General features: G+C 36.3%; 15 protein-coding genes. 8 read left to right on the forward strand and 7 right to left on the reverse strand.

The genetic code is table 11. From position 1 onward, the window contains the following. The first annotated feature begins 5 nt into the window (after positions 1–5). Genes BMW64_RS14390 through BMW64_RS14400 form a run of 3 tightly spaced genes read left to right on the forward strand, consistent with a single transcriptional unit; the run spans position 6 to position 3518 of the window. Positions 6–1268, forward strand: coding sequence for a serine hydrolase domain-containing protein (locus tag BMW64_RS14390; protein WP_177175302.1), 1263 nt, complete (start codon positions 6–8; stop codon positions 1266–1268). A gap of 25 nt (positions 1269–1293) precedes the next feature. After that, a complete protein-coding gene (locus tag BMW64_RS14395; protein WP_090000652.1) occupies positions 1294–3057 on the forward strand; it encodes an Ig-like domain-containing domain in 1764 nt (587 codons plus the stop codon). Between the two features lie 2 nt (positions 3058–3059). Further along, positions 3060–3518 (forward strand): heme-binding domain-containing protein, encoded by a 459-nt coding sequence (locus BMW64_RS14400; protein ID WP_090000653.1) that lies wholly within the window; start codon positions 3060–3062, stop codon positions 3516–3518. Between the two features lie 88 nt (positions 3519–3606). Here the strand turns inward: BMW64_RS14400 and BMW64_RS14405 are convergent, their stop codons facing one another. The 5 genes from BMW64_RS14405 to BMW64_RS14425 all read right to left on the reverse strand — a co-directional run bounded on the left by BMW64_RS14405 (position 3607) and on the right by BMW64_RS14425 (position 7872). Beyond that, positions 3607–4122 (reverse strand): NUDIX hydrolase, encoded by a 516-nt coding sequence (locus BMW64_RS14405; RefSeq protein ID WP_090000654.1) that lies wholly within the window; start codon positions 4120–4122, stop codon positions 3607–3609. After that, positions 4122–5033, reverse strand: a complete 912-nt coding sequence (xerD, locus tag BMW64_RS14410) for a site-specific tyrosine recombinase XerD (protein ID WP_090000655.1) — start codon at positions 5031–5033, stop codon at positions 4122–4124. The genes BMW64_RS14405 and xerD overlap by 1 nt, the downstream gene beginning before the upstream one ends. Before the next feature lie 6 nt (positions 5034–5039). Further along, on the reverse strand, positions 5040–5462 hold the full coding sequence (locus BMW64_RS14415; RefSeq protein ID WP_090000656.1) for a deoxycytidylate deaminase: 423 nt from the start codon (positions 5460–5462) through the stop codon (positions 5040–5042). A gap of 47 nt (positions 5463–5509) precedes the next feature. Then, positions 5510–6277: an enoyl-CoA hydratase/isomerase family protein gene (locus tag BMW64_RS14420; RefSeq protein WP_090000657.1), complete on the reverse strand. Its 768-nt coding sequence runs from the start codon at positions 6275–6277 to the stop codon at positions 5510–5512. Between the two features lie 107 nt (positions 6278–6384). Beyond that, positions 6385–7872: a catalase gene (locus tag BMW64_RS14425; RefSeq protein ID WP_090000658.1), complete on the reverse strand. Its 1488-nt coding sequence runs from the start codon at positions 7870–7872 to the stop codon at positions 6385–6387. Positions 7873–8004: 132 nt separating this feature from the next. Between BMW64_RS14425 and BMW64_RS14430 the strand changes: the two genes are divergently transcribed. The 5 genes from BMW64_RS14430 to BMW64_RS14450 all read left to right on the forward strand — a co-directional run bounded on the left by BMW64_RS14430 (position 8005) and on the right by BMW64_RS14450 (position 12744). Further along, positions 8005–8955 carry a LysR substrate-binding domain-containing protein gene (locus BMW64_RS14430; RefSeq protein ID WP_090000659.1) on the forward strand — a complete coding sequence of 317 codons (951 nt, stop codon included), beginning with the start codon at positions 8005–8007 and terminating at the stop codon, positions 8953–8955. A 236-nt stretch (positions 8956–9191) separates the two neighbouring features. Beyond that, complete coding sequence (gene metK, locus BMW64_RS14435; protein WP_090000660.1) at positions 9192–10472, forward strand: methionine adenosyltransferase; 1281 nt, start codon at positions 9192–9194, stop codon at positions 10470–10472. Between the two features lie 97 nt (positions 10473–10569). After that, complete coding sequence (locus BMW64_RS14440; RefSeq protein ID WP_090000661.1) at positions 10570–11061, forward strand: hypothetical protein; 492 nt, start codon at positions 10570–10572, stop codon at positions 11059–11061. Positions 11062–11256: 195 nt separating this feature from the next. Next, positions 11257–11847 (forward strand): RNA polymerase sigma factor, encoded by a 591-nt coding sequence (locus tag BMW64_RS14445; RefSeq protein WP_090000662.1) that lies wholly within the window; start codon positions 11257–11259, stop codon positions 11845–11847. A 201-nt stretch (positions 11848–12048) separates the two neighbouring features. Beyond that, positions 12049–12744, forward strand: coding sequence for a YjjG family noncanonical pyrimidine nucleotidase (locus tag BMW64_RS14450; protein ID WP_090000663.1), 696 nt, complete (start codon positions 12049–12051; stop codon positions 12742–12744). A 54-nt stretch (positions 12745–12798) separates the two neighbouring features. On the opposite strand, the gene trpS is transcribed toward BMW64_RS14450, so the two are convergent. After that, positions 12799–13767, reverse strand: a complete 969-nt coding sequence (gene trpS, locus BMW64_RS14455) for a tryptophan--tRNA ligase (RefSeq protein WP_090000664.1) — start codon at positions 13765–13767, stop codon at positions 12799–12801. 248 nt (positions 13768–14015) lie between these two features. Continuing rightward, on the reverse strand, positions 14016–14660 hold the full coding sequence (locus BMW64_RS14460; protein ID WP_090000665.1) for a SanA/YdcF family protein: 645 nt from the start codon (positions 14658–14660) through the stop codon (positions 14016–14018). Positions 14661–14669: the final 9 nt, after the last annotated feature.

Consider the following 14669-nt stretch of genomic DNA (forward strand, 5'->3'; position numbering starts at 1 on the left):
AATTCATGAGGATGCGTAATTTTGTACTTATTATCACGGCCTGCCTGGCTATTTTTTCCTGTAAAAACAAATCTGAAAATCAAGAAGCTGTCGTTGAAAGTACGACCAATCTTCCCAATTACGGAAATGTAGATTTAAGCAAAGTTTTTACTGCAGCAGACAGTCAGATTCCTGATAAAGCATCACTTACAAGATATATTGATCAATACTACAAAAGAGTCTGGGAAAGAGGAAATCTTAGTGGCGGAATTCTGGTGGCAAAAGGAGACGATATTCTTTATGAAAATTACAGAGGTTTTGCAAGAGAAGGCAATCAAAATCCTATAGACAGGAATACACCTTTGCATGTGGCTTCAGTGTCGAAAACACTTACGGCAATGGCGATGCTTAAACTTGTAGAAGCGGGTAAAATAAAACTTTCAGATCACCTGACGCAGTTTTTTCCGGGATTTCCCTATCCTAATGTAACCGTTAAGACGTTGCTCGATCAAAGAAGTGGCCTTCCGAAATACGAATACTTTATCACAAAAATACAGCCGGCACCCGCTGAGCTTTCCAAAGCTTTCATTACCAATCAGGATATTTTGAATATGATTATTAAATACAAACCTGAATTGGCAAGAGAAACAGATACCGGATTTATGTACTGCAATACAAATTTTGCCATGCTGGCGCTGCTGATTGAAAAAGTAACGAAAACACCTTTTCCACAGGCTATGAAAGAAATGGTTTTCGATCCTTTGAAGATGAAAAACACCTTTATTTTTCAGGAAAAAGATATTCCGACGGCGTCGCAGTCATTTTATTACGGAGGAAACAGATTATATCCCCTGGACCGGCTAGACCTCATTTATGGAGACAAAAATGTGTATACAACGCCAAGAGATCTTTATAATTTTTCCAAAGCCATGTTTTCGAAAGATTTCCTAAAACCGGAACTGATGGAGCAGGTTTTCACACCGTACAGCAACGAAAAGTTCGGGATGAACAATTACGGACTCGGCTTCAGAATGAAAATTTTTGACAATGGCGAAAAGCTTACCTATCACAATGGCTGGTGGCACGGAACAAACTCGGTTTTTGCACATTTGCTGAAATCAAAAGTTACGATTATTGCTATCGGAAACAGGTATTCCGGTAAAGTCTATACGGCACTTGCCCTTTCCGGATTGTTTGAAGATTTTCCGCCCCAGAAAGATAAACTTCACAGCGTCATGAGCGATGATAAAGATACATTAAAAGGTCATGGTGAAGTTTATGGAGAATAATGTTTATTTTTGCGTAAACATGTTCATGAAAAGACTTCTTTTATTATTGGTCATTGGTTTTCTTTTGCAATCTTGTGCAAGAGTAGGATCACCTGTAGGAGGGCCGAAAGATTCCTTGGCTCCCCAATTTTTAGGTTCAAATATAGATACGACACGGATCAATGTTCCAAGAGATATTAGGGAGCTGCGCATTGATTTCGATGAGTACGTTACGCTGAAAGATATTTATAAGAACCTCAGCATTTCTCCACCAATTAATAATATTACCAGAATTATTCCTTCGAATATTGCGAATAAATTTGTTCTTATTCAGTGGAAAGATACGTTGCAGGCAAATACAACTTATAATTTCAATTTCGGAAACGCTATTGCAGATAATAATGAGAATAATATTTTAAGGTATTTCAATTTTGCATTTTCTACGGGTGACAAGCTGGATGATCTTTATATCAGTGGGGATGTAAGAGATGCATTATCCATTAAAAAAGCGACAGAAAATAAATTTGTTGTAGGTCTTTATCAGGTAAAGGATACCATAGATTACAAGCAAAAACCATATTACATTACAAAAGTCGATGATGACGGTTACTTTGAGTTGAATTATCTTGCTCCCGGAAAATACAGAATTATTGCTTTTGAGGATGAGAACGGAAACTCAATGTTTGATCAGGGAAAAGAAAAAGTTGGTTTTCAGAAAGATCCTGTAGTGGTAGAGAAATCGATTTCAGGACTGAATTTAAAGCTTTATCCGTCTAAAAAGCCAGTGAAATATCTTGAAATGAAGGAAGCGCCGGGAGGGGTTTCAATGGCTTTCGAGGGCAGGCCCGACAGTGTAAGGGTAAAATCTCAAAATGAAAAACTCACCGATTATCAGGTGACGCATGCTCCAAAATCGGATACGGTAAGAATCTGGTTTGATGCTGTAAAAAGCAATATCGGACAGAATGCTGTGGAGAATTTAAAATTTGGGTATAATGCTGGTGTGGGAACGAAAAAAGATACGCTTTACAATGCTTCTCTTTTTTACCGTTACAATGCCAAGAATACAATGGATGTAAACAGTGATAATGGTGGAGGAATGCTGGCTCCAAAACAGGATTTTAAACTCAGCTCAAACTATTACATCAATAAAATTAATACCGATAAATGGATTTTTAGAGCGGAAGGAGACAGTCTGAATACATTGCCTTTTACGGCAAAAATCTCTGAAACAAATCCTTATCAGATCATTGTGAATGCAGATTTTATTTCAGGTAAAAAATATCAGCTGACAGTCCCGAAAGAAACAGTATCTTCATTTTATGCTAGAAATTACCAATCAAAACGTTTTGATTTTGAAGTCGATAAAGTTGAGAATTATGGAAGTTTAGCCTTTAAACTTGAAAATGCTCCCTCTTCAAGTTACTGGATTCAACTGATGGATCCTTCTGACAAGGTCCTTTATCAAAAATATACTAAAGGCAGTGAGGTTAAGTTTGATATTCTTAAACCTGGTGAATATATTGTAAGGATATTGGTTGATAATAATGAGAATAAATATTGGGATGAAGCAGATTTTCAGAACGATGTATTTGCAGAAGATTCTTACATTTATTACAAGACGGCGGTCGTAAGGCCTCTGTGGGACAGTAATGAAAACTGGGATCTTAAAGATACGAGGGTGTTGGATACTTCAAAAATAAGTACTCCTAAAACGGATGACTCGTCGACGCAATCTGAAATATCACCAAATAATGCGACCCGACCAGATTTAAGGACGGATAAAGCTGTGCTGACGCCCACCAGATAATCATGAAAACATTTAAAAAAATACTTTTCTGGTGTTTGATAGGGTTCGCACTTATTCAGTTTATTACAACTGATAAAGTGAATGAGCCTGTTGACCATAAAGCGAATTTTATAGAAGTAAAAAAAACACCGCAGAAGATTGCAACCCTTATTAAAGGTGCCTGCTATGACTGCCATTCCAATGAGACGGTATATCCGAAATATGCATATGTAGCACCCATTTCCTGGTCCGTTAAAAGCCATGTGAATGAAGGGAGAGAACATCTCAATTTTTCAGTTTGGGGAACTTATAATGAGTATCTTAAAAAAAGTATGCTGGAGAAATCGATTCAGACCATCCAAAATAAAACGATGCCGATGCCTGGCTATATCGTTTATCATGACAAAGCCAATTTATCTGATGCGGAAAGAGCTTTACTGATAAAGTATTTTGACGAAATGCTCACTTCGAAACAATACTGATTCATATAAAATACTAAAAATCCCGCCGGATAAAATGCAATATTGATTGATTTAGTCGACGGGAGAATTGATTTAATGAAATGAAATTTTAAATATTCTTCAGATACTCTTTAAAAAATATTTTCTGCGAATCAAAAGCAATATCTTCAAGCTTTAATTCTTCTAAAGTAATCCACAAAGCTTCTGATATTTCAGACGTTTCGAGATTGACCTCAAATTTTTCCGGAACGCTATATTCATAAAAAAGATCAATCGTATTATAATCTATTTCTTTGTACTGATAGACATTCGGAAGACTTCTCAGATATTTTAAATTTGAAATATCGATATCAAGCTGTAGCTCTTCATAAAGTTCCCGCTGGCAAGTTTCTTCTGCACTTTCCCGTGGATCTATAAATCCTCCTGCCAGGTCAAGTTTGCCTTTTTTAGGATCTCTGTTTCTTCGGGTAAGATAAATTTCATTTTCAAAACGTATAACCACAGCTACGGCTCCGGCTACATTATTATATAGAGTGAAATTGCAGTTGGGACAGCTCCATTTCTTTTCGCCATCCCAGTTTAAAGATTCTTTGCCACAGCTTGGGCAATATTTCAATATTTTCATTAGACCGTATTAATATTTCTCGGATGATACGTTAAAATAACGTCCCGAAGTTCTTCTGTTTTCAGATGGGTATAAATTTCCGTTGTGGTAATACTGGAATGACCCAACATTTCCTGAATATAACGAAGATCTGCACCGTTCTGTAATAAATGTGTTGCAAAAGAATGCCGGAAGGTGTGAGGAGAAATTTTCTTGCTAACCCCCGCTTTATCCGTCAGTTCTTTTATAATTAAAAATACAATTACTCTTGACATTGAGGTTCCTCTGCTGTTCAGGAAGAGCGTGTCTTCATGTCTTTTTGTGACTTTAATTTTTGAGCGAACTTCAGAAATGTAGCTTTGAAGCAATTTAGCCGTATAATCTGCTAATGGCACGAAGCGGGTTTTGTTTCCTTTACCAAGAATTTTGATATAATGCTCCCTGAAATTGATATTGGAGATTTTCAGCTCTATCAGTTCCGAAACACGGAGTCCACAGCCATAGAGTACCTCGATAATGCACTGGTTTCTTTTTCCAAGATCAGAATTCAGCTCAATAGCACTGATAATTTTGTTGATGTCCGGAAGGCTTAATGTATCCGGCAGATAAAGGCCTAGCTTCGGTCCTTCAAGTAATGTCGCAGGATTATCCGTTCTGAATTCGTCCTCCACAAGATATTTGAAGAATGCTTTTATGGAAGAAATCCATCTTGCCTGTGAGCGTTCGCTGAATTTTTGTTTAGAGAGATTAAAGATGTATTCCTGGAGATTTTCATAACGAATGGTATCAGGTCCTACATTTTCCAGATCTTCTTCTGCGTATTCTTTTAGTTTTTTGATGTCCCGGATATAGGCATCGAGAGTGTTTTCTGAAAAGTTTCTTTCGAAGCGAAGAAAGATTTCAAAATCCTTAATTTTTTCATCCCAAGTCATGTTGTGTTATTTTTTTAGTTCACAATCCGAAATCTGGACTATTTCAATATTGTGGTTTCTTAAAAATGATATTCCGTCGTCATCTGAATACTCATTGATATATACAAGTCTTGTAATTCCTGCCTGTAAAATAAGTTTACTACATTCTTTACATGGGGAGAGCGTTAAATACAACGTGGCTCCTTTTGCAGACTGTGTGGAAGCTGCCAGCTTTAAGATTGCATTGGCTTCCGCATGAAGTACATACCAGTGTGTTTTGCCTTCGCTGTCTTCACAGCAGTTTTCAAACCCTGAAGGGGTACCATTATAACCATCTGAAATAATCATCCTATCTTTTACGATAAGAGCTCCTACCTGCTTTCGTTTACAGTAGGATAGTTTTGCCCATTCCTGAGCCATTTTTAGATAAGCTTTATCAAACTTATTCATACAGCAGCATTGTTTTTTCGAAATAATTTGTATTAAGGAAGCAGTTTTTAGAAGTTCGGTTTTCTTTTTTCCAGAAACGCAGAGACTCCTTCTTTTTTATCGTCCATGTCAAAAAGCTCTCCGAAATATCTGATTTCGGTTTCAAAACCTTTCTCTGTATCCGATAAATTTACAGCATGAATAGCTTTGGATATTGCCATTGGGGAATTGCTGGCAATAGTAGTGGCTAATTCTCGTGTTTTGGTTAGTAGTTCTTCAATTGGGTATACTTCATTTACCAATCCGATTTCCTTTGCTCTGTGAGCCGGAATCATTTTGGCAGAGAAGATCATTTCATTGGCAATACCTTTTCCTACTAGCTTCGGAAGTCTTTGGGTTCCTCCATATCCCGGAATTAATCCTAAGGTCACTTCAGGAAGCCCAAGTTTTGCATTTTCCGATGCATATCTGATGTGGCATGCCATAGCAAGCTCCAGACCGCCGCCCAGTGCAAATCCGTTTACGGCTGCAATGACAGGCTTGGTCATATTTTCTATTTTGTTGAATAATGAGTGATGTCCGTTTCTGGAAAGTTCTTCTGCTCTGTCCTGTCCGAAATCACTGAATTCTTTAATATCAGCTCCGGCCACGAAAGACTTTTCACCGCTTCCTGTAAGAATGATCACTCTGCATTCTGCATCAGCGTTTAATTCTTCCAAAGCAGAACTAAGTTCACTGATCGTTTTTGCATTTAATGCATTCAGACTTTCAGGACGGTTAATAGTAATAACAGCTATTTTATTTTCCTTGTTCAATAATATATTTTCGTAACCCATTTTTCAACTTATAAAATATTATTCTTTGCAAATTATAAATTTTTTACAAAAAAAAGGAAAAAATGTTAACTTTTTTTCCTTTTGATTGAAATTGCTGTTCAATATAGTTATTTGGAATGATTCATCATATTAGCATCAATGACAACATTAAGTTGCGTGGCTACTTTCATACCCAGTTCAATATTGGCTCGGAAGAAGTGACATAACTGACGGTTAATGATTTCATCTTTTTTAGGCCCTGTAATTCCTTTCATACTTCCAACAATATTACTCACAAGATTTTGTCTGTCTTCCGGACTCATCGCTTTGGAATATAGCAATCCGGGCTGTGTGTAATGGTCATCATCATTTTCATTTCTGCTGTAATTGGCTACGTGAGCGCTGTCCAGCTCATATTCATAATTTTTATAAGTAGGATCAGGTTTGATTTCGTCAAAACTATTCGGGTGATAATTCGGTTTATCCTGATAGTGGCTGGAGTCAGCCATAAAGCCATCCCGCTGATAATTGTTCACCGCAAAAGGACATCTGTTTACTTCCAGATGATGTGCATTGACACCGACTCTGTACCGGTGGGCATCTGGATAGGAGAATAATCTTCCCTGAAGCATTTTATCCGGAGAAAAACTGATTCCGTTGATCAGGTTACTTGGTGAGAACGTAGATTGCTCTACGTGTGCGAAATAATTTACAGGAACTTCATTCAGCTCTATTTCTCCCACTTCAATTAAGGGGAAATCACCCTGAAACCAAACTTTTGTAATGTCAAAAGGATTCCATCTGAAATCTCTTGCCTGCTCTTCGGTCATCACCTGAATGTACATGGTCCATTTCGGGAAATTTCCTTCTTCAATCGCATTGCACATATCTTCCTGCGCAAAATCAGGATTTTCACCTGCCATTTTTACGGCTTCAGCATCGGTAAAGTTCTTGATTCCCTGCTTTGTTTTCATATGGAATTTTACCCATACTCTTTCATTTTTGTCATTGATCATCGAGAAAGTATGAGATCCGAAACCATGCATATGGCGGTATCCGTAAGGTGTTCCTCTGTCTGACATTAAAATCAGAACCTGATGCAGCGATTCAGGATTAAGGCTCCAGAAATCCCACATCATTGTAGCACTTTTCAGATTGGTTTTCGGAACTCTTTTCTGGGTATGAATAAAGTCAGGGAATTTTTTGGCATCTTTAATAAAGAAAACCGGCGTATTGTTTCCCACCAGATCCCAGTTTCCGTCTTCGGTATAAAATTTCAAAGCAAAACCCCTCGGATCTCTCGCTGTATCGGCACTTCCTTTTTCACCCCCAACGGTAGAAAAGCGGGCAAACATTCTACATGAGTTTCCTACTTTTGAAAACAATTTTGCTTTTGTATATTGGCTGATGTCGTGTGTTACCGTGAACGTTCCGTAAGCTCCGGTTCCTTTGGCATGAACAATTCTTTCAGGGATTCTTTCTCTTACAAAATGGGCAAGATTTTCCTGTAAAACGAAGTCCTGCAATAATACCGGACCTCTGGGACCTACTGTCTGAGAATCCTGATGCTCATAATAAGGAGCGCCGTTACTTAACGTTAATTTTTTAGAATCCATATACTTATGATTTGTTTTGCTGATATTGATCTTGGATCAGTTTATAATGTCGTATTAAATATCAAATTTACTTTAATTTTTAATTACAAATAGCAAAAACGTTTTATCTTTGTCATAGATAATATTAATCAGATGAATATTCAGCAATTGGAGTATCTTATCGCTGTAGATAAGTATAAACATTTTGGAAAAGCGGCTCAAGCATGCTTCATTACGCAGCCTACATTAAGTGCAATGATACAAAAATTTGAGGATGAACTTGATGTGAAGGTGTTCGACAGAACTACTCACCCGATCCGTACGACTGATGTAGGGCTACAGATCATTGATCAGGCCAAGGTGATTATAGAATCTGTCAATGAACTGAAAAATAAAGCCAATCTTCTGAATAATATTTTAGGAGGTACAATCAATATAGGAATCATTCCTACCGTGTCATCTTTTATCCTTCCTACTGAGATTTTTAAATTCCTGGAAGATAATCCGAAAATTCAGATGAATGTAAAGGAAATGACGACAGATAATATTATCAAAGCACTAAAAGCTGGTGAGCTTGATGCGGGAATTATTTCTACTCCTTACGATTCTGCAGACGAATTTTATCAGGATTTCTTATTTAATGAAGAATTAATGATTTACAGCTCAGATACGGAAGCGAACAAAAAAAACTCTTATGTGGTTCCTGAAGAGCTGAACGTAGAGAAAGTATGGCTTCTGGAAGAAGGAAACTGCCTGAGAAACCAGTTTGAAAACATCTGTCATCTAAAAGAAAATACGTTAAAGCCTAAAAATTTAGATTTTCTTGCTTCCAATATTCAGACATTGGTGCACATGGTGGATAAAGTCGGTGGAATCAGTATTTTGCCAGAACTAGCACTAAGTCAGTTGTCGGAACAGCAGAAAGAAAATGTATTTAGATTTAAAAAGCCTTTTCCATACAGGGAAATCAGCATTATTTACTATAAGCCGACATTTAAGCAAAAGATCATTGATGAATTGTCACATTCTATCAGAACATCTTTAGAGAAAAAACTTAATTATCACGAAAATCCGAAAGAATTCGTAAGCATAAAACCACAATAGTTTTTTATTGTTAAAGGCTTGATAAACCGCTAATTTCAAGAAAATTATAATTAGTAAGCAAAAATTTGAGTATTAAAAAAATAGTACTTAAATTTGCGCACGTTTACGAACGAGGAAAAATTTGACCTGATTGCAACCTCTATAAAAAAATGCTAAAACAGTATTTCTTTTTAGCCTTTCCGACAATTATTCTTATTTTTCTTCGTGAATTTTAATCTTTAAACAAATAGAATAATATGTCTTATTTATTTACGTCTGAATCCGTTTCAGAAGGACATCCGGATAAAATTGCCGATCAGATCTCTGATGCATTAATAGATCACTTTTTAGCATACGATAAATCTTCGAAAGTAGCTTGTGAAACCCTTGTTACAACAGGGCAGGTGGTACTTGCAGGTGAAGTAAAATCTGATGCTTATCTTGATGTGCAGACTATTGCGAGAGAAGTAATCAACGGGATTGGATATACGAAAGGTGAATATATGTTTAATGGTGATTCTTGTGGCGTGATCTCAGCGATTCATGAGCAGTCACCGGATATCAATCAGGGAGTTGACAGAGCCGTAGAAGACGAATCTTTTGAAGCAAAAGCTAATGCGCAAGGAGCCGGCGACCAGGGAATGATGTTCGGGTATGCTACCAATGAAACGGCCAACTACATGCCTTTGGCACTTGATCTTGCACATACTATTCTTAAAGAGCTTTCCGCGATCAGAAGAGAAGATTCCGAGATCAAATATCTTCGTCCGGATGCAAAAAGTCAGGTAACAATTGAATATTCGGATGATCATAAACCAATCAGAATTGATTCTATCGTAGTTTCTACCCAGCATGATGATTTCGGATCTGAGGAAGAAATGCTGAACAAAATCAGAGAAGATATTAAAAATATTCTGATCCCGAGAGTGGTGGCTTTGCAGTCTGATGAAATTAAAGCATTGTTTAATGATCAGATCAAATATCACATCAATCCTACCGGGAAATTTGTCATTGGTGGCCCTCACGGAGATACAGGTCTTACAGGAAGAAAAATCATCGTTGATACGTATGGTGGAAAAGGTGCTCACGGTGGTGGTGCTTTCTCTGGAAAAGATCCTTCAAAAGTTGACAGAAGTGCTGCGTATGCGACAAGACATATTGCTAAAAACTTAGTGGCTGCGGGTGTTGCGGATGAAGTTTTGGTACAAGTTTCTTATGCAATCGGTGTTGCTGAACCTTGCGGTTTATACATCAATACATATGGAACGGCGAAAGTTGACCTCCATGACGGAGACATTGCAAAAAAAGTTTCTGAAATATTTGACCTTAGACCTTACGCGATTGAGCAGAACCTGAAACTGAGAAATCCTATTTATCAGGAAACAGCTTCTTACGGGCATATGGGGAAAGAGCATTATGTAGCTGATAAAACGTTCAATAAAGGGCAGAAAAATGAGCTTACACTTACCGGGTTGGAATTCTTTACCTGGGAGAAATTAGATAAAGTGGAGGAGATTAAAGCTTCTTTCGGAATTTAATTTTTAAATTTATAATAAACTAAAACGTTTCATAATAAACGCTGCTTTATCTTTCCGGTAAAGCAGTTTTTTTTAATTTTACATTAAATAAATTAAAATGATAAACACCAGATTTGCAATCACGATTCTTTCTATATTTTTCTTTGGTATTTTTACAAAAGCCCAGCTAACTGTACATAAAATGGTAACTGTGGGTTATACTTATCAAAACCAGAGTTTCGGTGATGTGGGAGGAAAACTGCTTTTTCTGAAAAATGATGATGTGATCTACAGGCTCGGTGCCTCTGCATTAATGGGTTCTGCAAATTCCAAGTTTGCGATTATGCCGAAAGTTTCTGCTGATGTTTTACTGAACTTCCAAAAGGATGTGGATTTTTATCATTCTTATTATTTTTTAATCGGCGCTGAGGGAACCAACAAATATGTTGCTCCAAAAGTCGGTTTTACGCTTTTTGGAATGCTTGATCTCACAGGCGGCTACGCTTTTCCGGTCGGAAATAGTGGAATTAACGGCAAAGAATTGAAAGGGCTGAATATTAATTTTACACTAAATATCCCTACTGTATTCATTCACGACATGTTTAAATGATTTTTTTTTAATTTTTCTCTTAAAAATTTAATAATAGGTTAACAGTTATTAAAAAATCATTATATTTACATCATTAAAAATTGTATCCGCCTATTGATTAGACTTTACTCTGAAGAATTGTTTTGTATTTACAGCTGAAGCCAGGTAAAAAATCTGGAAAGTATATGATCAGCATAAATAGTATTGAGAAGAGTTATGAAATCAAAATCGGATAGTTTACTAATTTCCCTTTATCAAAAAGGAGACGAAGAGGCGTTGTCTACCCTTATTCACCGCCACCAAAGAGAACTGTTTACATTCATTTTTTACAAAATTAATGATGAAGATCTGGCAAATGATGTTTTTCAGGATACATTCATGAAAATTATCGTTATGCTGAAAGAAGGACGTTATAACGAAGAAGGAAAATTCATTCTGTGGGCAAAAAGGATCGCTCATAATCTTATTATCGATCATTTCAGAGCAAAAGCAAAAAATATCAAGGTTTCGGAAACAACTTTTGAAACTGATGAATATTCTATTTTTGACCTTTTGAAAGAACCTTCCGAAAATATTGAAGATCAACTGGTTACCAATCAAATTCAGGAAGATCTTTTGCGAATGCTTCAATTTCTGCCTGAAAATCAGCAGGAAGTGATTAAATTAAGATTTTTTGACGGGCTGAGTTTTAAAGAAATTGCCGATCATACCGATATGAGTATCAATACGACATTGGGAAGGGTAAGGTATGCGCTGATCAACCTGAGAAAAATCATGGATGAAAATCATATTGTCTTGACACGATAGATAATAATTTCGGAAAATTCTCGTTTTAAGGAAAAACATTTAATCGCCTATGAGAAAAAATGATTCCTTAAAAGTGAAAACTTTGAAACCAAAAAAACAAACGATTGAGTTTTTGCTCAATTTTTCGAAGAATCTTGGGGTTGTAAAAACCAAGAACAAGAATTATCCGATTTCCAAAAATTAAAATTAATTTTGTGCTGTATGAAAATTCAGCACATTTTTTTTGATCTCGACAATACGCTTTGGGATCATCGTCGCAATGCCTATTTAACGATTAAAGATCTTTTTGAAAAAGAAGAAATTACATTAAAATATAACATCGATTTTGAACAGTTTCATGCCGTTTATCATGAAATTAATGAGAAACTTTGGGAAGATATCCGGGATGGAATTATTGACAAAGAATATTTGAGAAAGCACCGTTTTTATGATACCTTCAGACATTTCAATGTTGATGATGAACAGCTGTCAATGTATTTTGAAGAACATTTTCTGGATAAAATTCTTAATCATAATGAGCTGGTAGAAGGAACAATCTATATTTTAGAGTATCTTAAAGCAAAAAATTACATATTGCATATTATTTCCAACGGTTTTAAAGAAGTTACAGAAAGAAAATGCATCTTGTCAGGAATAGCTCAATATTTTCAAACCATTACGAGTGCAGATTCCGTTGGCGTAAGAAAACCAAGACCTGAAATTTTTGAATATTCTTTGAAGCTTGCAGATGCATTAAAAGATGAAAGTATTTTGATAGGAGATGACTGGATAGCGGATATTATTGGGGCGCAGAATTTTGGAATGGATGTAATTTTCTTTGATGTTCTGCACGAAAACAGAAAAGAAGAAGGATTGAAGGTGATTACCCATCTTTTGCAGATAAAAGAGTATTTATAAAAGTTTCGGCGGCACCAAAGGTGCCGCCGAAACTATATTATCAGGTTCAAAATATTAGAATCCTAAACTTTCTCTCACTCTTTTCATTGTCTGAGTAGCAATTACTCTCGTTTTGGCTGCTCCTTCCTGAAGTTTTGCTTCCAGTTCCTCAAGATTGTTCATATAGTAAGAGAACAGTTCTCTTTCCCTTTCAAATCTTGTTAAAATTAAATCCAGCAGTTCCTTTTTCGCATGGCCATAACCGAAGTTTCCGGCTAGATATCTTGTTCTCAATTCTTCCGTTTGCTCAGGTGTTGCAATTAATTGATAAATAGCAAATATCTTGTCTGTTTCAGGATCTTTGGGTTCTTCCAGCGATTTGGAATCGGTTTCGATGCTCATGACCTGCTTTTTTAGTTCTTTTTCAGGTAAGAAAATATTGATGATATTTCCTCGCGATTTAGACATTTTATGTCCATCAATTCCGGGAACATACTTGGTGTTTTCCTGGAGCTCAGATTGAGGCAAAACAAAAACTTCACCCATTTGATTATTAAATCTGGAAGCTACATCACGGGCAATTTCCAGATGTTGTAGCTGGTCTTTTCCAACAGGCACGATTTCAGCATCATACAACAAAATATCTGCGGCCATTAAGATAGGATAGGTAAATAAACCTGCATTAACATCCTGTAACCGGTCTGCCTTATCCTTGAATGAGTGTGCTAATGTCAGTCTTTGGTACGGAAAAAAACATGATAAATGCCAAGAAAGTTCACAGGTTTCGGGGATGTCACTCTGTCTGTAAAAATAAGTTTTTTCGGTATCCAGCCCACAAGCAAGCCAAGCCGCAGCAATTTCGTAGGTGTTTTGTTTAAGCTCTTTTGCATCTTTAATCTGCGTTAAAGAATGAAGATTTGCTATGAATAAAAATGATTCATTTCCTTCCTGTTTTGATAGCTCAATTGCAGGAATAATTGCACCCAAAAGGTTTCCCAAGTGCGGTGTTCCGGTGGCTTGAATGCCGGTAAGAATTCTTGACATTGTTTAAAATTTATATTTAAAATTAATGAATTGCAAATTTAATTAATTCTCTAAAAGATAGAGTAGTCTAAAGTAAGTTTAAATTTATTAATCGTAAGGTTTTAAGATTGTAATTTTAATATCAGAGAGCAAAGGTAATATATTTACTGCGCAAAGCTTGAAAACACTGCTTCATCAAATCAACTTGTTGATTCGTTCTTTGCTCACTTGAATTTAAAAACTTGCATGAAAATATCACCCTAGAAAAATTACGGAATAAGGACTTTCTCTCCTCCAAACTTAGGCTCAACACCAAAAATCAAATCCCAATAAGCTTTTGCCTTAGCCAAATATTCTCTCATATTGGTTTTGAAACCTGCATATTGATTTACATCTAATGCGTTATAGCCGAAGACGTCCATTCCGTTTTGCCTGGCCAGAAATACCGCTCTTTCATTATGAAACTTCTGGGAAACAATAATTATTTTCTTTTGTCCGAAAATTTCTTTTGCTCTCACTACAGAATCCAATGTTCTGAAACCTGCAAAATCCAGAAAAATTCTACCCTTTGGAATTCCGCGTTCCATTAAAGCAAATTGCATGTCTTCAGGCTCATTATAATCTTTTCTGCTGTTGTCGCCGCTTACAATGATATACTGTATTTTTCCACTTTTATACAATTCTACAGCAGCATAAATTCTGTTATAGAAATAGGCATTTGGAAAACCGTTGTTGAGTGTTTTACTGGTTCCCAGCAGAAGTGCTGTTTTGGCTGCGGGAAGATCTGAAGTCTCATAAGAAACGTAAGGATTGCTGCTTGCTTTAATGCTGTAATTTGCCCAGGCTATAAAAATAATTCCTGCCACAAAAAGAAGCAGGAAAAATTTAAATACGTTTTTAATTAATTTTTTCATCCGGTGTAA

Source organism: Chryseobacterium taichungense, from assembly GCF_900109935.1.
GTDB lineage: Bacteria > Bacteroidota > Bacteroidia > Flavobacteriales > Weeksellaceae > Chryseobacterium > Chryseobacterium taichungense.